At 66.9% G+C, this 19,529-nt stretch carries 22 protein-coding genes; 12 read left to right on the plus strand and 10 right to left on the minus strand.

The annotated features are described in order from the left end of the window. The first annotated feature begins 17 nt into the window (after positions 1–17). The 9 genes from NOCA_RS00685 (at position 18) to NOCA_RS27340 (ending at position 8,213) form a co-directional block, all read left to right on the plus strand. On the plus strand, positions 18–794 hold the full coding sequence (locus NOCA_RS00685) for an SDR family NAD(P)-dependent oxidoreductase (protein WP_011751550.1): 777 nt from the start codon (positions 18–20) through the stop codon (positions 792–794). Between the two features lie 10 nt (positions 795–804). Then, positions 805–1,722: a CoA transferase subunit A gene (locus NOCA_RS00690; protein ID WP_011751551.1), complete on the plus strand. Its 918-nt coding sequence runs from the start codon at positions 805–807 to the stop codon at positions 1,720–1,722. After that, positions 1,719–2,579 carry a CoA-transferase subunit beta gene (locus tag NOCA_RS00695; RefSeq protein ID WP_011751552.1) on the plus strand — a complete coding sequence of 287 codons (861 nt, stop codon included), beginning with the start codon at positions 1,719–1,721 and terminating at the stop codon, positions 2,577–2,579. The genes NOCA_RS00690 and NOCA_RS00695 overlap by 4 nt, the downstream gene beginning before the upstream one ends. Further along, positions 2,567–4,648: an acetate--CoA ligase family protein gene (locus NOCA_RS00700; RefSeq protein ID WP_011751553.1), complete on the plus strand. Its 2,082-nt coding sequence runs from the start codon at positions 2,567–2,569 to the stop codon at positions 4,646–4,648. Before NOCA_RS00695 ends, NOCA_RS00700 begins: the two co-directional genes overlap by 13 nt. Positions 4,649–5,224: 576 nt before the next feature. Beyond that, positions 5,225–5,851: a hypothetical protein gene (locus NOCA_RS28090; RefSeq protein WP_238383327.1), complete on the plus strand. Its 627-nt coding sequence runs from the start codon at positions 5,225–5,227 to the stop codon at positions 5,849–5,851. Between the two features lie 113 nt (positions 5,852–5,964). Beyond that, entirely contained in the window at positions 5,965–6,648 is a 684-nt protein-coding gene (locus NOCA_RS25310) for a DUF1097 family protein (RefSeq protein WP_011751554.1), read from the plus strand. Between the two features lie 699 nt (positions 6,649–7,347). Beyond that, on the plus strand, positions 7,348–7,710 hold the full coding sequence (locus tag NOCA_RS26895; RefSeq protein ID WP_140404124.1) for a hypothetical protein: 363 nt from the start codon (positions 7,348–7,350) through the stop codon (positions 7,708–7,710). A 108-nt stretch (positions 7,711–7,818) separates the two neighbouring features. Then, positions 7,819–8,076, plus strand: a complete 258-nt coding sequence (locus NOCA_RS00715; protein WP_011751555.1) for a hypothetical protein — start codon at positions 7,819–7,821, stop codon at positions 8,074–8,076. Continuing rightward, positions 8,073–8,213 carry a hypothetical protein gene (locus tag NOCA_RS27340; RefSeq protein WP_158305608.1) on the plus strand — a complete coding sequence of 47 codons (141 nt, stop codon included), beginning with the start codon at positions 8,073–8,075 and terminating at the stop codon, positions 8,211–8,213. Before NOCA_RS00715 ends, NOCA_RS27340 begins: the two co-directional genes overlap by 4 nt. Before the next feature lie 659 nt (positions 8,214–8,872). Here NOCA_RS27340 and NOCA_RS00720 read toward each other — a convergent pair. From NOCA_RS00720 to NOCA_RS00735, 4 genes are all read right to left on the minus strand, one after another. Continuing rightward, on the minus strand, positions 8,873–9,745 hold the full coding sequence (locus NOCA_RS00720; protein WP_011751556.1) for a patatin-like phospholipase family protein: 873 nt from the start codon (positions 9,743–9,745) through the stop codon (positions 8,873–8,875). A 61-nt stretch (positions 9,746–9,806) separates the two neighbouring features. Beyond that, positions 9,807–11,012: an NAD(P)/FAD-dependent oxidoreductase gene (locus tag NOCA_RS00725; protein ID WP_011751557.1), complete on the minus strand. Its 1,206-nt coding sequence runs from the start codon at positions 11,010–11,012 to the stop codon at positions 9,807–9,809. Beyond that, complete coding sequence (gene folE / locus NOCA_RS00730; RefSeq protein WP_011751558.1) at positions 11,009–11,665, minus strand: GTP cyclohydrolase I FolE; 657 nt, start codon at positions 11,663–11,665, stop codon at positions 11,009–11,011. The genes NOCA_RS00725 and folE overlap by 4 nt, the downstream gene beginning before the upstream one ends. After that, entirely contained in the window at positions 11,662–12,090 is a 429-nt protein-coding gene (locus NOCA_RS00735) for a hypothetical protein (RefSeq protein ID WP_041545927.1), read from the minus strand. The genes folE and NOCA_RS00735 overlap by 4 nt, the downstream gene beginning before the upstream one ends. Before the next feature lie 88 nt (positions 12,091–12,178). Between NOCA_RS00735 and NOCA_RS00740 the strand changes: the two genes are divergently transcribed. Both NOCA_RS00740 and NOCA_RS00745 read left to right on the plus strand, forming a co-directional pair. Then, the gene (locus NOCA_RS00740) at positions 12,179–12,895 is read left to right on the plus strand and encodes a helix-turn-helix transcriptional regulator (protein ID WP_011751560.1); all 717 of its coding nucleotides are present in this window, start codon (positions 12,179–12,181) and stop codon (positions 12,893–12,895) included. After that, complete coding sequence (locus tag NOCA_RS00745; RefSeq protein ID WP_041545928.1) at positions 12,892–13,095, plus strand: hypothetical protein; 204 nt, start codon at positions 12,892–12,894, stop codon at positions 13,093–13,095. The genes NOCA_RS00740 and NOCA_RS00745 overlap by 4 nt, the downstream gene beginning before the upstream one ends. 33 nt (positions 13,096–13,128) lie before the next feature. Here the strand turns inward: NOCA_RS00745 and NOCA_RS00750 are convergent, their stop codons facing one another. Genes NOCA_RS00750 through NOCA_RS26290 form a run of 3 tightly spaced genes read right to left on the minus strand, consistent with a single transcriptional unit; the run spans position 13,129 to position 14,338 of the window. Further along, entirely contained in the window at positions 13,129–13,362 is a 234-nt protein-coding gene (locus NOCA_RS00750; RefSeq protein ID WP_041545929.1) for a hypothetical protein, read from the minus strand. After that, a complete protein-coding gene (locus tag NOCA_RS00755; protein ID WP_011751561.1) occupies positions 13,359–14,012 on the minus strand; it encodes an RNA polymerase sigma factor in 654 nt (217 codons plus the stop codon). Before NOCA_RS00755 ends, NOCA_RS00750 begins: the two co-directional genes overlap by 4 nt. Next, positions 14,009–14,338, minus strand: coding sequence for a hypothetical protein (locus NOCA_RS26290; RefSeq protein ID WP_238383328.1), 330 nt, complete (start codon positions 14,336–14,338; stop codon positions 14,009–14,011). Before NOCA_RS26290 ends, NOCA_RS00755 begins: the two co-directional genes overlap by 4 nt. 405 nt (positions 14,339–14,743) lie before the next feature. On the opposite strand from NOCA_RS26290, the gene NOCA_RS00760 reads away from it, so the two are divergent. Then, positions 14,744–15,445 (plus strand): hypothetical protein, encoded by a 702-nt coding sequence (locus tag NOCA_RS00760; protein WP_011751563.1) that lies wholly within the window; start codon positions 14,744–14,746, stop codon positions 15,443–15,445. Between the two features lie 139 nt (positions 15,446–15,584). Here the strand turns inward: NOCA_RS00760 and NOCA_RS00765 are convergent, their stop codons facing one another. The 3 genes from NOCA_RS00765 to aceE are packed head-to-tail and all read right to left on the minus strand — an operon-like array spanning position 15,585 to position 19,096. After that, complete coding sequence (locus NOCA_RS00765) at positions 15,585–15,917, minus strand: cupin domain-containing protein (protein ID WP_011751564.1); 333 nt, start codon at positions 15,915–15,917, stop codon at positions 15,585–15,587. A gap of 20 nt (positions 15,918–15,937) precedes the next feature. Further along, positions 15,938–16,363, minus strand: coding sequence for a hypothetical protein (locus NOCA_RS00770; protein ID WP_011751565.1), 426 nt, complete (start codon positions 16,361–16,363; stop codon positions 15,938–15,940). A 12-nt stretch (positions 16,364–16,375) separates the two neighbouring features. After that, on the minus strand, positions 16,376–19,096 hold the full coding sequence (gene aceE / locus NOCA_RS00775) for a pyruvate dehydrogenase (acetyl-transferring), homodimeric type (RefSeq protein ID WP_011751566.1): 2,721 nt from the start codon (positions 19,094–19,096) through the stop codon (positions 16,376–16,378). Between the last annotated feature and the right edge of the window lie 433 nt (positions 19,097–19,529).

Genomic DNA, 19,529 nt, shown 5'->3' on the forward strand with positions numbered 1-19,529 from the left:
CACAAGAAGGGAACAGCATGAAAAGCACGAGGTTCGACAACAAGGTGGCCGTCATCACCGGCGCCGGATCCGGGATCGGCCGCGCCGCGGCCGAGCTCCTCGCCTCCGAGGGTGCCGCCGTCGGCGTACTCGACCTGCGCGCAGAATCCGCAGAGGAGACCGTCGCGGCGATCGTCGACTCAGGAGGACGCGCCATCGCCCTGGCCGCGAACGTCGCGGATTCCGCCGAGGTCGAGGCAGCCATTGCCAAGGTCGTCGCCGAGTACGGCGGCCTGAACGTGCTCTACAACAACGCTGGCTGCGACTCTCGCGGGTCGGTCGCCGACGCCACCGATGAGGACTGGGAACGGGCCTTCTCGGTCAACGCCAAGGGCACTTTTGTCTGCTCCCGTGCGGCCGTCCCCCATCTGACCGCATCCGGCGGAGGAGCCATCGTCAACCAAGGATCGGTTGCTGCGCTTGTCGGAGTGCCCAACTTCGCCGCCTACTGCGCCGCGAAGGGTGCCGTGGTCGCGCTGACCAGGTCAATGGCGATCGACCTAGCGCCGCGCAAGATCCGGGTGAACGTGATCTGCCCCGGCACCGTGTTCACCCCCTTGATGGAGCCGATGCTGCGAGCCCGCGGCGACGGAGACCTTGAGGCCGGTCTGGCCAAGACCCTGGTGAAGTACCCCATCGGACGGCTCGGCACCCCCGAGGAGATCGCCCGCGTGGCCGCCTTCCTAGCCTCGGACGACTCCTCGTTCCTCACCGGCTCGGTGATCGCCGCCGACGGCGGCATGACGGCTCAGTGAAGGAGATCTGATGCCGTTCTTCATGGACCCCGACAAGCTCGTGACGCTCGAGCAGGCGGCAGCGAAAGTGAGCGACGGCGATGTCGTTGCCCTAGGGGGAGGACTGTCCGCCAGGCTGCCGATGGCCCTGGTGCGCGAGCTCATCCGGCAGGGGCGTCGCGACCTGCATCTAGTGGGCTCCGCACACGGGATCGACGTCGACTTGCTTGTGGCGGCGAAGGCGGTGTCGATCTGCGAGGAGAGCTACGTCGGCTTCGAACAAGACCTCGGCCTGGCCCCGTCGTACCGCCGCGCCGCCGAGGGCGGGGAGATCCGCATCGCCGAAAGCTGCTGCATCACGATCCTCACCCAGCTCCGAGCAGCCGAAGCCGGCGTGCCGTTCCTCCCGGTCCGCGGAGTCAAAGGCTCCGACATTCGCAGCCTGCATCCGGAGTACGCGGAGATCACGTGCCCGTTCACCGGAGAAGTGCTCGTTGCCGTCCCCGCATTGAGCCCCGACGTGGCGTTGATACACGCAAGCCTGGGCGACCGGCGCGGCAACCTCCACTTCGACAAGCCTTACGTCCTGGACGAAAGATTCGCGTCAGCCTCCAAACTAGTCGTCGCGACTGTCGAGCGGATGGCCTCGACCGCGGAGGTAACGGCGGCCGGCATCACCGTGCCCGCCCACCTCGTCGCAGCCGTCGCGGAGGCGCCCTTCGGCGCCCATCCGAGCTCGTGTTACCCGCACTACGCGTACGACCGCAAGCACCTGCGTGAGTACGTCGAAGCCGCCGCCACCGCGAAGGGGGCGACGGAGTACCTCGAGCGATTCGTCATTGGAACGCCGACCGAGGAGGGCTACCGCAAGCTTCTGGGCGAGGAGAGCCTCGAACGGTTACGCGGCTGGAACACATCGACGCAGGCTTGGAAGGAGCTCTTCGAATGACCCTCACCGCAGGCGCGAGAGACGCCACGCTGACCTTCACTATCGACGAATGGTTCGTCGTGACGCTCGCACGCACTATCAAGGACAGGGAAGCGGTCTTCCATGGCTTCGGCAGCCCCTGCGCGCAGGTGGCCATGCACGTTGCCCGGCACACCCACGCGCGCGACATGTTGCTCGTCGAGGGGGCGACCTATGCGGTCAACCCCGAGCCCGCGTTCATCCCACCCACCGGCAACGACCTTGCGCTGCAGCACCGGGCTGTCTACCAACTCCGGTTCGAAGAGTTCTTCGATGCCGCGACCCGAGGGGACATCGACCGGATGTTCCTTTCCGGTGGTCAGATCGACGCGTGGGGCAACACCAACGTCACCGCAGTCGGCCCTATCGATCGACCCAAGGTCAAGCTCGGTGGAGGTGGCGGTGGCTGTAACCTCGCCGCGACCATCAAGAACCTGACCCTGTGGACGACCAGGCACCGCTCCGGGCGGACCCTGGTCGAGGAGTGTGACTTCGTTACCGACATGGGGCACCGAATGAAGGCTGGCACGCGCAAGGAGCTGGGCTTCACCGGAGGAGGCCCGGAGTGGCTGGTCACTGAGCTAGGAGTCTTCGACTACCCGGACGGGCGTGCACGCCTACGCCAGACCTTCCCCGACGTGACGCTCGAGCAGGTCCGGGACGCAACCGGGTTTGCGTTCGATGTCGCGGGCGACCTGAGGCAGGTTTCGCTGCCCAGCCTGGCCGAGTTGACTGTGATCCGGTCCGTGGACCCCCTCGGCGTACGCCGTCAGGAGTTCTCTCCCGCCGAGCTCCAACGCGTCTTCGAGCACGGAGCGGGGACTGGATGCGCCTGCTGAACCACCCCCTCAGCGCGGTGTTCCGACCGCGCCGGGTCGCCCTCGTCGGCGCCTCCGACCGGCCGGGAAGCGCGGGTGCGCTGTTCTGGGAGAACCTCTCCGGATTCACCGGAGAGGTTCTCCCAGTCAACGGATCTGGACGCGCAGTGGCAGGCGTCCGGGCCTATCGAAGCCTCACCGAGATCCCGGGGTCGATCGACCTCGCCGTGCTGGTCGTGCCCGCGTCTGCCGTCGCCGCGGTCGTGCGAGATGCCGGTGCAAAGGGCATCCCGGCTTGTGTAGTCATCACCTCGGGTTTCGCCGAGGCCGGGCCGGAGGGTGAGCGGCTGCAGGCCGAGGTCATGGCCATCGCCCGTGCCGGCGGTGTCCGCATCGTCGGACCCAACTGCTTCGGCGTCCAGAACGCTGAGGTCGGCTTCAATGCCTCCCTGTCACCGCGTCTGACGGCGAGCGCCGGCTCGCTGAGCCTGGTCACCCAATCGGGCGCCTACGGTATGGCGCTGCATTCCTTGGCCCAGGACGAGAACCTGCGCTTCAACAAGGTGTACGCCACCGGGAACAAGGCGGACCTCACCGACACAGAGCTCCTTGACTACCTGGACTCCGAGGGCGGCTCCGGGCCGATCTGCTTCTTCCTGGAGTCCCTGCCGGACGGTCGGGCCTTCTTCGAAGCGGCACGTCGGGTCACGCGCAACAGGCCCGTGATCGTCTGCCGGACTGGGAGGTCCACTGCCGGTAGCCGCGCCGCCTGCTCACACACAGCGAGCCTCGCAGGCCAGCAACGCGTCTGGTCCGCGGCGTTCGCGCAGGCCGGCGTGATCGTGACCAAGTCCGGTCTGGAGATGCTCGACGCGGCCCGTGCACTCGACGGTGGCCATCATCCGGCGGGGCTCCGGGTCGGGATCGTGACGAACTCCGGCGGCACAGGAGTCGAACTGACCGACCTCCTCGCGGACGAAGGACTGGACGTTCCGCTGCTCAGCGCACCGTTGCAAACCAAGCTCGCAGAGACGCTTCCCGACCTCGCCAGCCCCAGCAACCCCGTCGACCTGACCACAGCCTGGCAACGCTTCACCGAGCTCTACCCATTCGCCATCGAACAACTCGTCCGAAGCGGCGAGATCGACGCGGTGATCGCCGTACTGCTGCAGCGCTCGGCCGATGAAGGCGTCGCAACCGCCGTAGCTGAGAAGGTGCAGCAACTGCGCGCCGAGGGCGTCACCGTGCCCGTCTACGTCTGCTGGGTCGCCGCCCACGACGACCGCGCGAACGCGGCGCCACTGCGCTGCGCGGGCGTTCCCGTCTTCGAGTGGCCCGAACGAACCGCGCGTGCGGTCGGGCACGCCGCGCGCTATGGAGCCTGGCTGCGGCCGGAAGGCTCGTGGCTGACGCTCGACCGCAGGGTAAGTGTCGAGCCAGGGCTCGGGGAACAAGCCACAGGGTGGCTCCCGGTCGGCGAGTCCGCGTTCTTGTTGGCCGAGCACGGACTTCCGCTGGTCCCGTGGTCCCTGTGCGGGAGCGTCGCCGATGCGGTGCAGGTAGCGGAGTCGTTCGGTTACCCGGTGGTCCTCAAGGCCATCCATGCAGACTTGCTGCACAAGTCTGATGCCGACGGAGTTCGCCTTGGACTCACTGGACCCGACGAAGTCGCTGCTGCAGGCGAATTCCTCCTGAAGTTCCGCGAGGGCACAGAACTGCTCGTGCAGCAGCAACACAGCGGCGTCGAGGTCATCGTGGGCGGAGTGCGCGACGCTGAGTTCGGCCCGGTCGTGCTCGTCGGCATGGGGGGTGTCGACGTGGAAGTCCAGGACGATGTTGTCCTCGCCCTTGCCCCTCTTCTGCTCCCCGAAGCCGAGGCGATGGTGCGGCGACTCAGGGGTGCGGCGGCACTGCTCGGGGCGCGAAGGCCGGCAATCGACCTGACCTCCCTGGCTGATGTCGTGTGCCGTCTAGGCCGGCTCATGGTCGAGCATCCGGACATCGAGGAGGTTGATCTCAACCCCGTTCTCGCGCGCCCCGACGGGTGCACGGTCGTCGACTGGCGAGTTCGGGTGCGTTCTTCGTCCTGACAGGACTAGCACCCGACCCGAGGGGTCAGTCCGCAGACGAGTGTTTCGCCCTGCCACCACGGGGCCTCAGAACCCCTCCCGCACGTCCCCGATGCGAATCGGCTCCCAGGACGTGCTCCTCCCGACCACCATGGTCGGCAACTACCCCAACCCCCGCTGGTACGACGGCAGCGCCTTCGCCACCTTCCCCAAGGGCGAGTTCGTCTACGACGCCATCAGCCGGGAGGCCTTCGAGGACGCCGTCGGCGCGATCGTGCACGACCAAGAGGCCGCCGGTATGGACATCATCAGCGACGGCAGGGTGTACGGCGGCGACTCGCCGTACGGTCAGATCCTCTACCACTACACCGAGCGGATGACCGGCTACAAGCAGTCCGGCCCCCCCATCGGTCTGCCGATCTACTCCACACTGTTCGCGCCCAGCTGCGTCGGCGAGGTGCGCCGCGAAGCCCCGTTCCACCTCGCGAACCTGCGCGCAACGCGGAAGGCGACCAAGAAGCCCGTCAAGATCTCCTACGTCGGCATCCAGGTACTCGCCGCCGCCACCAGTACTACAAGGAGACGCGCGAGCTCGCCATGGCCATCGCCAAGGCCTTCAACGAGGACTTCAAGGAGCTCGCGGACAACGGCTGCGACATCATCCAGATCGACGAGTTCGTCTGGCCCTACGGCATGGGCGACTGGGAGATCGAGGTCCTCAACGCCGCCGTCGAGGGCGTCAGCAGCCAGATCTGGGTGCACACCTGCTGGGGCAACTACTCGGGCACTCCGGGGTACTTCCCCAACGAGGAGGAGAAGGAGTTCGGCGCCTGGGTGCTCGACCACCGTTCCAATGACGCGCCCGCTCCCCAGAAGGCCGTGCCGATCTTCCCGCAGGTACTCGGCGCCAACATCGACGCCCTCAACTACGAGGTCGGTCGCACCGGCCCGGACGACCTGAAGCCCCTCCTCGACAACAACTGGGAGAAGGACTTCGTGGCCGGCATCATCGATGTCAAGAGCACCGTCACCGAGACGGCCGACGAGGTCGCGGACCGGATTCGCGCGGTTCTCGAGTTCGTCCCCGCCGAGCGCCTGGGGCTCAGCACGGACTGCGGGCTCATCAACCTGCCCCGCATGATCTCCGCGGGCAAGCTGCGCGCCCTGGCAGATGGCGCCGCCATCGTGCGCGCGGAGCTGCTGCAGAAGAAGCAGGCCGCCTGAAAGTCCCTTGGGGGTCGGCAAGGCCACACCGGCGAGCACCGGCCCCCAAGGCACCACCCTCTTCGGCTGAGTTCCAGCCCTTTCGCATCCGCAACCCCAACAAAGGAATTGTCATGCTCAAACGCGTCAAAGGCGTGCTACCTCTCAGCGCTGCCATCGCCCTCCTGGCCTTCGCATGGGTTGAGGTCTCACTGAACTTCACCTTCCATTGGGTGACCAGCGGAGACCTCGGCATCGGGCTCTCCTTGCCAAGCAACTTCCAACTGGTCACTCCCGCCGCCTTCATCTCATGGGCAGTCTTCTTTGCCGCTGGCGCGGACGCGTCTGCTCTCAAGAAGACCGCCGCCAGCTCGATTGTCGGTGCCACGGCGGCACTCGCACTGATGCTTGTGTCGCCACACGTTGCGGGTCTGCCTGACTTCTGGGGCATCGCCCTCGTGCTCGCCGTCCTCGTCTTCGTTGCTGTCGTGCTTACCGTGGCGGGCGACTGGTACTACGTTCCCGGAGTGTTCGTCGCCTTCGCCGCAGTCGTCTTCTGGTGGTTCGCGACTGGCCTGGACGGCTGGGCTGAGAACGGCGGCGGTATCGGCAACTCTGTTGCCGCGCTCGGTAAGCCCGAGACAGCAGGCACCGGAGCGTTCGGAGGCGTGATCTCCACCCCTGCCGAGTGGGTCTACATCTCGTCTCTGGCGTCCCTCATCTGCGGCAGCTTCCTGGGCGTCGCGTCTGTGAAGCTCTCGTCCGCGCTGGGGCTCATGGCCGGAAGGAAGCCGAGTCTGGAAATGGCCGACGCCTGACCAGACGAGAGGGCTGTCCCTCGGTCCGGCTTGTTCCGGATCCGAGGGACAGCCCTGACGTTGTGCGCTCTTCGGTCACAGCAGGATCCGGGGACTGGGGCGCGTCCCCTCGTGAGGCTTGCGAGTCGTTGCCCGCCACCGCAAGACAGCAGGCCTCGCAGTTGTGGTTCGTCGACCGTGTGAACGGCATGTCCCAGAAGAGCTTCCACTCGATTGCCGGCTGGCCACAGGCAGTCCAGCCGGAACCGACTTGGCGGGCATGACGAACCCCGAAGGGGGCCCAGCGGAAGTCGCCCGGCTCTGTCCGCTCAAACCGGCCGTTGCGTGATGTGACGAGCCACTTGGGGAACCGCATCTTGCGAACTGCCTTCGTGACATCAGACATTGATCCCTCACTCTCAGCGTTGGCGGGGACTCCGCCGTGGCCGCTGACGTTAGATCGAGGCTCCCTTCTGTTTCACGGTCCTAGCGGGGCCAAGAACGAGCCGGTCTTCGACCTGACGTGCCGCCAAGCGAGGGCGCCTCCGTGGTCCCCTCCTGGTCCCGCGAACTTGTCCTCCCAGGCCCAATAACTGCCGCATGTTGACTCCACCGGGTCGTGTCGAGAGCTCGCATCGAAGCGCACCATCGACTCATCAGAACTTCCAAGAAGTAGGTGAACGAAGTGAGTGAGCACGAGCCAACAACAGCAGGGTCGCGGTGCCTCCGAACTTCCCCACGCGAGCGACGGCGTTGTGGATCGAGGCCTACCCACCGCCTCCCGACGCGAGTCGTCCGGAGCTCGTCAGGGTGTTCCATCTCCGGACACCGAGGACACGCCTCAGCAAGGGGGTGGCTCGGATGTTCACATCGGATGGGTCGCTGAACGAGGTTGCGCCCGATCTCCTGGCGGCCGTGCGTCGGGAACTGCTCAGGCTCGCGGACCAAGAAGACCACTTCGCATCCACGGAAGCAGCAAAGGTTCCCTACTGGAGCCCCTGCCCGGCGTCAGTGGCCGGGCGCCGAGAGGCCGCTCGGGCACTGCGGGAGGACGCCGACCGCCTGCTCGGACGAGTCGCGTGATCGTCTGTTGAAGACGTAGGCCCAGGGCACCTTTAGCCCTCGAGCGGACAAGCCACGTCTTGCGATATATGCGTCCCCATTAGGGGCAGCCGATTAGAGGTGAAAGAGATGTTCGAAGTCCTTCCTCAGAACCAGAAGTACTTGCACGACGCGTTCGGCTCGCCGATCACCGAGGGCTCCTGCGTCATGGACTACGACCACCAGGTCGGCTACGTCCGCCTCAACCTCGGTCACCACTGCTCGGGACCCGGCTCCGCCCACTGGGACGGTTGGTTCAACGTCACCCCTACCCGCAACGGAAACCCACTGCGCGGCAAGGTCATGAACGGCGAACTCGTCCATGTCCTCTCCGGAGCCCGATCATGACCTGGCACATCGAGGTCGTCGACGCCAGCCACCTACAGGTCCTGCTCGGCACCATCCGCAACGGCGGAGGAACCATCACCAGCAGCCGCCCCTGCCCCGACGGCTACTCCATCACATACGTCACGCTCGACGAGTGAGGCGAGGGCGAAGCCTTCGCCGGGTCAAACGACCCTTCGCGCCACTTGGAGTTGAAGGCCGGCCCACAACCAGAGCCCCTTCGCGGCGAACGCCGAGCACAACGAGGGAGCCACGGCCGCTCCGACCGTCTTTTGATCTGGCCGTCGACTTCCGTACGAGCACGAGCGTGGTCGGCGTCTTCCACACAGCCACCGTTGTAAACCACACCGTCCGCGCCGAGGATCGTGCCAGGCGGGCCGAACGAACATTCTTCGGCAGGATTGTCGTTTCCGTCGGACGCGGCCGATTGACACCTGGCCTGCTCGTCCGGCACTGAAGACCCCCTTCAGGCGGTGGCTCAGCATCGCCATCACCATCAGGCACGCGCTAGGTTGTTACAAGCCTGGTACAATTGGCCGGGGATCATCGACGTTTGCGCAGGTCAGAGTGGGTCAGTCAGCAGTACTACGACCTGTAGTCACTTGTGCGCATAGAACCTCGAACTGGAGGGCTCAACTATGAGGGCCTCGCTGGTACCGGGGCCTTTGTCGTGTCTACGGCACGTTGAGCCTGCAGCGCAGGACATCGTGTCGTCTGAGAGTGCCGCTGACAGCCGATCGAACTGTGCCAGGTGTTCGGCTCGGTTCGGCTAGCGCCTGGTGCAGGCGCCCAGGATAAGTCATGTGGCGATGCTGACCGAGCCGTGGTGGTGGAGTGTGAGGAACCGTTCAGGGTCAGGGAGCTCGGTGCCGCCGGAGTCGATCCATTGAAGGCTTGATCTGCGGGCGCGTGTGATGAGTTCCTTGGCGTGGCTGAAGTCGGCTGCTGAAACTGCCAGTGGGCACAGTGGCGGGAGGAGCTTGATTGTGGTCGCGGCCTGCGTTGCGGCGATTTCGTGGATGAGCCGCTGCTCGATCAACAGGGTGAGCGAGTGGAGCGCCACTCCGGCCGCGGTTCGCGGCGCTCGAGACAGTGCGCAGGCGGCGCCGGTGGGAAGGACGTAGACAACTGAGGCGCCCAGGTCGACGGCTTGGGTAATGCCGGTGTGAGGCGCGAGCGCCCCGTCGATGAGGTGCGCCCCGGCATGTTCCACTGGCGGTAGCACGCCGGGGATGGCGGAGCTTGCGAGGACACCGGTTGCGAGGTCGCCGGTTGAGATCAGCACGTCGCGGCCGCTGAGCAGGTCGGCGGCGACGAGGTAGGTCGGCACATTCGCCTGGGAGAGGTCGGTGATGCTCGAATGGGTCTCGATGAATTGGCGAAGCTTGCGATTCGTGGTCACGGCAGGGCTGAAGCCGAGGAGTCCGCGCAGTACCTGACGGGCATCGACGGGGAAGATGTCGCTTCGTCGCAGACTGGTCCACACCGCGGCGAGCTCGGTCAGCGAGTCACTCGACATTCCGTGTCCGGCCACCCATGCGGCGTTGAGCGCGCCGCAGGATGTACCCATCAGCAGGTCAGGCTTGACACCTCGCTCGGCAAGAGCCTGCAGCATGCCGACCTGGACGGCACCGAGGCTTCCGCCACCGGTAAGAACGAACGCCGTGGTCATCGCGTGGTCCCCTTCACTTTTCATCGCACCGACTCGTCTTTCAGCCGACTCGGTGCCCGGTTCACGCCGGGAGGGGCCTCGAGGTCGGCAAGGGGGATGCCGGGTTTCGGAGGTCGTCGTCGGCTTCGCGGCCGATCCATGAACGGATCGGGCCGATGGCGTCCCAGTCATTGGTGTGCATGCCGGCCACGACGTGCTCGTCCTTGATCCAGAAGGCGGTGGTGACGCGGCTGGCGAAGTCGCCGCGGATCACGAGCTCGTCGTACCCGCTCGGGCCGACGTGTCCGACGTACTCCATGCCGAGGTCGTACTGGTCGGTGAAGAAGTAGGGCTGCCGGGTGTAGGGCTCGTCGTCGCCGAGCATGCTGCGGGCGGCGTGGCGTCCTTGGTGGATGGCGGTGTCCCAGTGCTCGACTCGGATCCGTCCGAGGAGCGGGTGGTCGTGGTTGGCGAGGTCGCCGGCGGCGTAGACATGCGGGTCGCTGGCGCGCAACCTGGCGTCGACCAGGACGCCGTGGTCGGTGGCCAGCCCGGCCGCTGCCGCGAGGTGGTCGCTGGGTTCGGCGCCGATGCCGACCAGGATCAGGTCAGGGGACAGCTCGTCACCGTCGGAGAGCCCGACGGTGGTCTGTCCCCGGTTGTGGTTGATCGCCGCGACCGAGGTCTTCAGCCGGAGGTCGACGCCGTGCTCGCGGTGCAGGTCGGCGAAGAGGAGACCGAGCTCGTCGCCCAGCACGTGAGCCAGGGGGAGGGCGGCGGGCTCGACGACAGTGACGGTGCCACCTGCCTCGCGTGCGGCCGCGGCGACTTCAAGTCCGATCCAGCCTGCGCCGATGATGAGAAGCCGTTCCGTGAGCCTGGCGTTGAGGGCGCGCGAGTCGTCGAGGGTGCGGAGGTAGACGACGTCTGCTCCGGAACTGTCAGCCAGCGGTAGGCGGCGCGGTTGGGCACCGGTGGCGAGGAGCAGGCGGTCGTAGGACAGCTGTCGATCACCCAAGGCCACGTGGCCGGTGTCCAGGCCGATGCCGGTGACCGTGGTGCCGGTGAGAAGGTCGACCTGCTGGTCGGCGTACCAGTGCGTGTCGTGGACGAAGACCGAGTCGGGGTCGGCGGTGCCGAGCAGGAGTCCCTTGGAGAGTGGCGGCCGTTCGTAGGGCGGGTGAGGTTCGGCTCCGATCAGGGTGATGTCGCCGGTGTATCCCTGAGTGCGGAGCTCTTCAACTGCGTTGGCGCCGGCGAGTCCGGCGCCGATCACGACGATGTTCATGGCGTGCTCCTGGTGAGGGCGAGGAACTCAGCGCGGCTGCGGGGGTCGTCGCGGAGCCGGCCGAACAGTGCCGATGTCGTGGTGCGGGCGCCTGCTGCTCGGGCGCCGCGCAGGCTCATGCAGGTGTGCTCGGCCTCGATGACGACACCGACGCCGTGCGGCTGCAGCGCCTCTTGGAGGTGGTCGGCGATGCGTTTGGTGAGCCGTTCCTGCGTCTGGGGTCGGCGTGCGTGGAGGTCGACCATCCGGGCGAACTTCGACAGTCCCAAGATGCGGTCACCGGGAAGATAGCCGATGTGGGCGATGCCGACGAAGGGCAGCATGTGGTGCTCGCACACCGACTGCAGAGGGATGTCCCTGACGAGGACGAGCTCGTCGTAGCCCTCGTCGTTGGGGAACGTGGTCAGCGCGAAGTCCGCTCCGCTGGTCATCTCGATCAGCGCCTGGGCCATGCGCCGCGGTGTCTCGGTGAGGTTCTCGTCGGTCAGGTCCAGCCCCAGGGCGGTGAGCAGGTCGGCGGCGGCCTGCTCCGCCGCGCCGGCGTCGATCTCGGGCCCCGGGTGCGTGACACGTGGCCGCCACCGCCGCGCCGCGACCTGGTCGACAGCGGGGCCGGTTGCCCGGTCGGTGGAGATGGCGGCGGTGCTGGTCACGCCGCGGCCTTGCCGCGGTCGAAGGCAAGGACAGCGAGGGCCAGGGCGCCGACGAGAAGACCGAAGTCGCGCAGGGCAATGTCGTAGTACTCGCCCATGGTCACCAGGTTCACGATGATCCCGGCCAGCCACCCCGCGACCAAGAGGGCGCCGTAGCGCGGCGCGATGGCGACGGCGAGGCCGGCCACGATCTCGATGACGCCCACGCTCAACATCGCCTGATGGGCACTGCCGGGGACGATGTCGTTGATCCACGGCGCAAGGTACTGCTCCCAGTCGGTGAGAATCTCGGCGAACTTGTCCAGTCCGAACGCGATCGGGGCGATCGTGAAGACCGTGCGCAGCAGCATGAAGGCCCGCTCGGCACCCACGCCGGTGGGACCGGCGCTCACGGGGGTTCCGGCGGGATTGGTGGTGGTGGCCATGAGAGAGTCCTTTCTAAAACAGAAGATACTTTGAATTAGATCCCTGGAAGCCTCTTGTGTCAAGAGAATTCTGTTTTAGACTTCCGATATGGACTTGAGCACGCAGGCCGCCGGCATCGGGACCCTCGCCGATGAAACCCGCAGGGCGCTGTATGAGTACGTGTCCGGGCAGCCCGAGCCGGTAGGCCGCGAGCAGGCTGCGGCTGCGCTCGGGCTGGCCTCGCACAACGTGAACTTCCACCTTGACCGGCTGGTGACCGAGGGCCTGCTGGAGGTGGAGTACCGGCGCCTGAGCGGAAAGACGGGGCCCGGCGCGGGTCGGCCGAGCAAGCTCTACCGCCGCGCCTCCCGGGAGTTCGCCGTCTCCCTGCCACCGCGACGCTACGACCTGGTCGGCGACATCTTGGCGGCCGCGGTGACCCGCGCCGCCGAGGGCGCACCCTTGGACCAAGCGCTGCACGAGTGTGCCCGCCGCCAGGGGCTGTCGCTGGGACAGGACGCAGAAGGTCTCGATCGCTCCGAGTCGCTCCATGCCTTGGCCGAGGTGTTGCGCAGCCAGGACTTCGAGCCACAAGTCCGAGACGACGAGCTGGTGCTCTCCAACTGCCCATTCGACACCTTGGCTCAGAAGCACACCGCGCTGGTGTGTGGACTCAACCAGGCGTTCGTGCAGGGAGTGGCTGACAGCCTCGACTCCGACATCACTGCGCACCTGGAGCCCGAGCCCGGCAAATGTTGTGTCAAGGCGCGGCCAGCATCGGCGTCCGTGCGCCGAGTCGTCGAGGACCCCGACCTCCCGTCATGACCGACACGCGCGACAACCCGGCAGAGGTGGTCCGCCGGTGGGAGGCCTCCGGCGGCCACTGGCGTGTACTGCGTCGATCCGACACGTCGATCGTGCTGGGCCTGTTCAGCTGCGACGGTGGGGAGGAGATGCAGCGCCTCACCGCGACCACCGCGGACCTGGACGCTTTCCTTGCCTGCCGGACCCGCAGTGACGACTAACTGTGTGCTCCACAGCAGCGCCTCAGGAGGGTGTCAGCCAGAGTCCTCGGCCAGCAGTTCCAGGAGCGTTTCAGCTTCCTCCGCGCAGGCGCCACAACCGGTCAGGTGCGCGCGCATGGCCGCGTCTTGATAGTGCGGATCACCCAAACGCCGCTCGACGTATTGGTCGAGGCGGGCGAAGCAGTCGTCGCAGGACAGGTAGGGGCTGGTGTCAGCCAGGAGCCCGGCGATCGACTGGGCCGACAGCCCCGAGGCAGCGTTGTTCATGGGGTGCTCCGATTCGAGTTCGTTTCGAGGTGGCCCTGGGCGGTGAGCGCGCTGCGCAACCGCCGGCGGGCGTCGTGCAGCGTCTTGTACAACGCGTTGCGCGTGGTGCCGAGCCGGTCGGCCAGAACGTCGATGGGCACCTCTTCCACCAGTAGTGCCAGGGCCACCCGGCGCTGGTGCGGCGTCAGGGCCGACCCGATGGCTTCGCGCACGGCGCGGGCTAGCTGAGCGGCCTCACTCAGGTCCGCCGGGGTCGGCGAGGTGTCAACCAGCGGGAGGGTGTCGGGCAAGGGGACCTCGCGGTTGCGCCAGGCCTGGCGGCGTACCGCGACCCCGGCGTGGTAGATCCCGAACTTGTACGCCCAGGTCGTGAAACGGCTCCGTCCCTCGAAGCCAGCAAGCTGACGTAGGACCGCCACCAGGGCGTCGTCAGCAGCCTGTTGCGCAAGGTCTTCCAGATCGCCGGGACCGGCACCGGGCAGCAGGTCACGCAGCCGCCATACCTGGTGACGGCTCGCCCGCAGCAGCACGTCGTGCAGACGCCGCAGGGCCAGCTGACCGGCCCGGCCGCCCCCGGTGAGATCGGCTGCCCAAGCCTCCTCCGTCGGCGCCGGCGCCACGTCGGCGGCTGCCGGGTTCACGGTCGTCATGACCGGTCCTCACCGGGCAGCGGGCCCGCGATGCGCACCGCCAGGGCCGGTGGACAGCCCAGGTCGACCAACTCCAGCAGCGCATGCAGATCGAAACGCGGATCGGCTGCCACTGCGGCCGCAAGCGCCGTGGGGAACCCGGCCTCGAGCAGCCGGCAGCGGCGCCATGCCCGCACATCAAGCGGCGGCCCGGTACCGCACCCAGGTGCAGCCTCGTGGGCCTTGTGAAGAGTCATACCTAGTTGGTGTCGCGACGAATCGTCGGTCTTACCCCGGTCTACGCCGTCGGTAAGAACCTCGGCATCAGATGACACCAACATGTCCATGACCCTCTCGACCCCGCCATCATCGGCACCAGCGGCATCTCGGGTCAACGTTGCCGACTCCGACCTGTGTGCCGTTGTGTGCGCGGCCTCGGCCGGCGTGCACGCCGCACTCATCCCTCCGCATGCTCACGAGTCGACCCGACTGGCCGTCGCATTCTCACTGGCGACAGTCGCGTTGGTCGCGGCCGCGGTCGCGTTGTCACGTGAACCCTCCCCCGCTGTCTCGGCAGCCGTCGGTGTGCTGCTTCTCGCAGTGGCGGCGGCCTACTTCCTGTCCCGGACCACCGGTATCCCCGGTCTCACCCAACACCAAGAGCCGTTCGACCCCGTCGGCGTGGTCATCTCCTTGCTGGAGTTGGCCGCGGCCTTCGTGGCAGTGCGGCAACCCAACCCAAGGAGACACTGATGAGTCCATCGATCCTGCTGCACCGCCGCGGCGGATTCCTCGCGCTACTGGCCGGCGTCGCGCTGGCCACCGCGCTGGCGACCGGCCTGTTCGACACCGGCCACTCCTCGTCCGCCGCAAGCGGCAGCGCCGGGCACAGCCACGCCGCGCCAGGTGCGAACAAGGCCCAGGCAGACTTCCAGGACCAGATGCGCAAACTCTGGGAGGACCACGTCACTTGGACCCGGCTCGCGATCGTTACCTTCGCCGACGGCTCCGCCGGCTTCGACGCCACCGCCACTCGGCTGATGCAGAACCAGGACGACATCGGTGACGCCATCAAGCCCTTCTACGGCGAGGCCGCCGGCGAGCAGCTCACGGCCTTACTGAAGGACCACATCGGGATCGCGGTCGAGCTGCTCCAGGCGGCCAAGGACGGTGACAACGCGGCATTCGAGAAGGCCAATGCCGCCTGGTATGGCAACGCCAACGACATCGCTGACTTCCTCGCCGCAGCCAACCCGCGCTACTGGCCGCAGGACACCATGCGAGCGGCGATGAAGGGCCACCTCGACCAGACCCTTGCCGAGGCAAGTCACGAGCTCACCGGCGAGTACGCCAAGAGCGTGGCCGACTACGACGAGATCCACCACCACATCCTGGGCATGGCCGACGTCCTCAGTGCCGGCATCATCGGTGCCTTCCCCAACCGGTTCCACTGATCTGCCCCGGTACGGGTCGGGTCATCCCCTCGCGGGGTGGCCCGACTCGGTTTGTCGGTGGAGCGTCCTAGCGCTTGGGCAGCGAGTTCAAGTGGGACCGACTCGACAGAAATCGCGTTGCCCTCGGATCTCGTGATGCCTAGGCACCGGTGCCAACGGTGAGCAGGACGGCCGAGTCCTCGAGGGCTTCGAGATTGTGTCGGCTGGCAGGGATGACCAGGTAGTCACCCGGCCGGCCTTCCCACGACTCGTCGGCGGTGCTGAGGCGCACATGTCCGCTCAGGACCTGCAGCGTCGCCTCCTCGGGTGCCTCGTGGTCGGCCAACCCATGACCGGCGGCCAACGCCAGCACGGTCTGCCGCAAGGTGTGGTCGCGACCCCCATGGATGGTCCGGGCGCCACGGCCGTTGGTGGCACTGCGCGCCGAGGCGATCAGCTCGTCCGCCAGCGCGGTCAGTGAGTAGGTTTCCATCAGGTGCCTTTCGCGGGAGGTCACTGCGAGATGAGAAGGGTGCCCGTGGCGAGCAGGGCGCTGAGCTTGACCAGCTCGAGCCCGACGTACACGTAGTGGGCATGGGAGCGGGGCACCTCAGCTCCCGCGAGAACCAGGTCTGACCGGCGCGTCAAGCGCGGCCTCACCACAGCGACCTGGACGATCAGAGCGATCACGGCCACCGCCCCGGTGATGCCGATGTCCCGGGGCGGGTGCTCGATCAGTGCAGCGCCAAGAAGCGCGAGCGCCAGCACGATCTCGGCGGTGTTGAGAGCACGGAAGACCAGGCGGCCGATGCCGAGCCCGATCCTGACGGTCACCTCGGGGGCGCGGAACTTCAGGGGCGTTTCGATGAACGAGATGGCTAGCACCATGCCGCACCACACGAACGTCACCGCTACTGCGACACCAGATGCTGCGGTCATCGGCACACCCTCTCAGCCCGCATGGAGGGAGGTCGCCTGATACCGCTTGATCGCCCTGGCTGGTGCGGTCTGATCGACCTGCTCTTGGCGGGCGAGGTGGGCGAGCACGCGCGCGACGATCCAGGGTGGGTCGACCCGGAAGTGCCGACGGAGCGCAGCGCGTGTGTCGGAGAGGCCAAACCCGTCTGTGCCCAACGAGGACCAGTCTGCGTCCACGAACGGGGCGATCTGGTCGGGCACCGCGCGCATCCAGTCCGACACCGCTACGACCGGCCCGCGCTGTCCGAGCAGTCGCCTGGTCACATAGGGGACCCGGCGCGGCCCATCGGGGTGGACGTGGTTCCAGTCGTCGATGGTGAGCGCCCGCCGGCGTAGCTCGTTCCACGAGGTCACCGACCACACGTCGGCGTGCACGTCCCAATCGTCGTGAAGCATCGCTTGTGCCTCCAGCGCCCAGGGAACCGCGATGCCCGACGCGAGGATCTGCGCGCCCGGCCGCTCACTTGCCGGGGCCGGCGAGATGCGGTGCATGCCGGCGAGGATTCCTTCGATGTCCACGTCGTCGGGTTCGGCGGGTTGCACGATCGGCTCGTTGTAGAGGGTGAGGTAGTAGAAGACGTCCGGGTCTTCCCCGAGCGCGGGCTCGCCGTACATCCTTCGTAGCCCGTCGCGGACGATGTGGCCGATCTCGTAGGCGTAGGCGGGGTCGTAGGAGACGCACGCAGGATTGGTTGCAGCAAGAAGTTGGGAGTGTCCGTCCTGATGCTGCAAGCCTTCTCCATTGAGCGTGGTGCGGCCTGCGGTCGCACCGAGCAGGAACCCTCGGGTCAGCTGGTCAGCTGCCGCCCACAACAGGTCGCCGGTGCGCTGAAAGCCGAACATCGAGTAGAAGACATAGATCGGGATCATCGGCTCGTCATGGGTGGCGTGCGACGTTCCCGCGGCGGTCCAAGAGGCAGTGCAGCCTGCTTCGGTCAGTCCCTCGTGCAGCACCACCCCCGCGGTGTCCTCCTGGTAGCTCAGCAGCTGCCCACGGTCGACCGAGAGATAGTGCTGTCCCTGCGGAGAGTAGATCTTCTTGGTGGGGAACAACGCATCCAGTCCGAAGGTGCGGGCCTCGTCGGGGATGATCGGGACGAAGCGATGCCCGATCGCGGGGTCGTTCATCAGGCTGCGGAGCAGGCGGACGAAGGCCATGGTGGTGGCGACCGGCTGGTGGGACCCGAGCGTGGCCACCGCGTACGCCGTGTCGCCCGGCAGCACGAGGGGCCGGCTGCGGACGCGTCGGCTCGGGAGGTGCCCACCGAGGCGGAGTCGGCACTCCTCCAGGTATTCCAGCTCGGGTGAACCCTCGGCAGGTTTGAAGTAGGGCGGAAGGTCATGGTCGAGCTGGTGGTCCGGGATCGGGAGACGCAGACGATCGCGTAGCTCAATGAGGTCCTCGACGGTGAGCTTCTTCATCTGGTGGGTGGAGTTGCGGCTCTCGAAGTGAGAACCGAGACCGTATCCCTTGATGGTCTGGGCCAAGATGACGGTCGGCTGGCCGACGTGACGCAGTGCGGCGTCGTAGGCGGCGAAGACCTTGTGGGTGTCGTGGCCCCCGCGTTTGAGGTCCCAGATCTCCTCGTCCGTCAGGGTCTCGACCAGCCGGAGGGCACGCGGATCCCGTCCGAAGAAGTGCTCGCGCACGAAGTGGCCGGACTCTGCCTTGAAGGTCTGGAAGTCCCCGTCTGGCGTGACGTTCATCAGATCGACCAGGGCGCCCTGGATGTCAGTGTCTAAGAGCCGGTCCCACTCGCGTCCCCAGATGACCTTGATGACGTTCCAACCGGCGCCACGGAAGTAGGACTCGAGCTCTTGGATGATCTTGCCGTTTCCCCGCACCGGGCCGTCCAGCCGTTGCAGGTTGCAGTTGACCACGAACGTCAGGTTGTCCAGCTCTTCCCGAGCGGCCACGCCCAGTGCGCCCAGCGCCTCGGGTTCGTCCATCTCGCCATCCCCGAGGAAGGCCCACACGTGTTGGCGACTGGTGTCCTTGATCCCCCGGTCGCGCAGGTAGCGGTTGAAGCGAGCCTGGTAGATCGCGTTGATCGGGCTCAGCCCCATCGAGACGGTGCTGAACTCCCAGAAGGTGGGCATGAGACGCGGGTGCGGGTAGGACGGAAGGCCAGCTCCTAGGCCGCCGTGGGAGAGTTCCTGGCGAAAGCCGTCCAGCTGGCCCTCGTCCAGGCGGTTCTCGAGGAAGGCGCGCGCGTAAACCCCCGGTGACGCATGGCCCTGGAAGTAGACTTGGTCCCCATCTCCATCCGCGTCCGGGCCGCGAAAGAAGTGGTTGAACCCGACCTCGAACAACGTGGCAGTCGACGCGTACGTCGACAGGTGACCTCCTAGACCGAGCCCCGGGCGTTGCGCACGGTGCACCATCACCGCGGCGTTCCACCGCACGGCCGCACGGATCCGCCGTTCGAGATCCTCATCGCCGGGGTACGCAGGCTCGGCAGCAGTGGGAATCGTGTTGATGTAGTCGGACGGGCCCCACCCGGGCATCAGCACGCCTCGACGCTGAGCCCGCCGCTGCAGGCGCAGCAACAACTCACGAGCCCTCGCCTGACCGGCGTGGTCAACCACCGCGTCGAGCGACTCGACCCATTCCTGGGTCTCGTCGGGGTCGATGTCTCTCGGCTGGACCAGCCGATCGCTGACGTGTCGCCAGCCTTGAAGGTCAGCGGTCACGGTCGGCTCCCCGCGGCTTCCCGGGTCCCCGCACTGGTTCGACGCCAGCCATCTCCTGGGTGTGCTGACATCGCCCGCACCACGTCGACATCGGCAACGCCGTCAACCTTTCCAGCGACATCACGTCTCCACATCTTTGGCAGCGGCCGTAACTGCCCTGCTCGATCCTGCGCAGCGCCCCGTCGATCATGGTCACGACCAATTGGCCGGCCTCTCGCAGCGTCGCATCGATCTCGTCGCGAGCCGCATCGGGTATAGCGACAGATGGCGTTCCGGAGGTGGCGTCGAGCCGGTTGAGCTGGTCGATGCGGAAGGCTCGTTGCTCCAGCAGCCTGTGTCGAGCCTCCTTGACGAACCCGGCCGGCAAAGGATTCGACGACCGCGATCGGGCGGCGCGAGATCGGGGTTGTGGCGAAGCGCCGGACCCGGTGAC

The organism is Nocardioides sp. JS614 (assembly GCF_000015265.1).
Classification (GTDB): Bacteria; Actinomycetota; Actinomycetes; order Propionibacteriales; family Nocardioidaceae; genus Nocardioides.

Bases quoted from the DNA above. Each gene is read 5' to 3' on its own strand.
- NOCA_RS28090 (WP_238383327.1), top strand. From the start codon at position 5,225: ATGGCCATCGCCAAGGCCTTCAACGAGGACTTCAAGGAGCTCGCGGAC.
- NOCA_RS00735 (WP_041545927.1), bottom strand. From the start codon at position 12,090: ATGGCCACCACCACCAATCCCGCCGGAACCCCCGTGAGCGCCGGTCCC.
- NOCA_RS00725 (WP_011751557.1), bottom strand. From the start codon at position 11,012: ATGAACATCGTCGTGATCGGCGCCGGACTCGCCGGCGCCAACGCAGTT.
- NOCA_RS00695 (WP_011751552.1), top strand. From the start codon at position 1,719: ATGACCCTCACCGCAGGCGCGAGAGACGCCACGCTGACCTTCACTATC.
- NOCA_RS00755 (WP_011751561.1), bottom strand. From the start codon at position 14,012: ATGACGACCGTGAACCCGGCAGCCGCCGACGTGGCGCCGGCGCCGACG.
- NOCA_RS00750 (WP_041545929.1), bottom strand. From the start codon at position 13,362: ATGAACAACGCTGCCTCGGGGCTGTCGGCCCAGTCGATCGCCGGGCTC.
- NOCA_RS26290 (WP_238383328.1), bottom strand. From the start codon at position 14,338: ATGGACATGTTGGTGTCATCTGATGCCGAGGTTCTTACCGACGGCGTA.
- NOCA_RS00720 (WP_011751556.1), bottom strand. From the start codon at position 9,745: ATGACCACGGCGTTCGTTCTTACCGGTGGCGGAAGCCTCGGTGCCGTC.
- NOCA_RS00690 (WP_011751551.1), top strand. From the start codon at position 805: ATGCCGTTCTTCATGGACCCCGACAAGCTCGTGACGCTCGAGCAGGCG.
- NOCA_RS25310 (WP_011751554.1), top strand. From the start codon at position 5,965: ATGCTCAAACGCGTCAAAGGCGTGCTACCTCTCAGCGCTGCCATCGCC.
- NOCA_RS00740 (WP_011751560.1), top strand. From the start codon at position 12,179: ATGGACTTGAGCACGCAGGCCGCCGGCATCGGGACCCTCGCCGATGAA.
- NOCA_RS00700 (WP_011751553.1), top strand. From the start codon at position 2,567: ATGCGCCTGCTGAACCACCCCCTCAGCGCGGTGTTCCGACCGCGCCGG.
- NOCA_RS00760 (WP_011751563.1), top strand. From the start codon at position 14,744: ATGAGTCCATCGATCCTGCTGCACCGCCGCGGCGGATTCCTCGCGCTA.
- NOCA_RS00685 (WP_011751550.1), top strand. From the start codon at position 18: ATGAAAAGCACGAGGTTCGACAACAAGGTGGCCGTCATCACCGGCGCC.
- NOCA_RS00715 (WP_011751555.1), top strand. From the start codon at position 7,819: ATGTTCGAAGTCCTTCCTCAGAACCAGAAGTACTTGCACGACGCGTTC.
- NOCA_RS27340 (WP_158305608.1), top strand. From the start codon at position 8,073: ATGACCTGGCACATCGAGGTCGTCGACGCCAGCCACCTACAGGTCCTG.
- NOCA_RS00770 (WP_011751565.1), bottom strand. From the start codon at position 16,363: ATGACCGCAGCATCTGGTGTCGCAGTAGCGGTGACGTTCGTGTGGTGC.
- NOCA_RS00745 (WP_041545928.1), top strand. From the start codon at position 12,892: ATGACCGACACGCGCGACAACCCGGCAGAGGTGGTCCGCCGGTGGGAG.
- NOCA_RS00765 (WP_011751564.1), bottom strand. From the start codon at position 15,917: ATGGAAACCTACTCACTGACCGCGCTGGCGGACGAGCTGATCGCCTCG.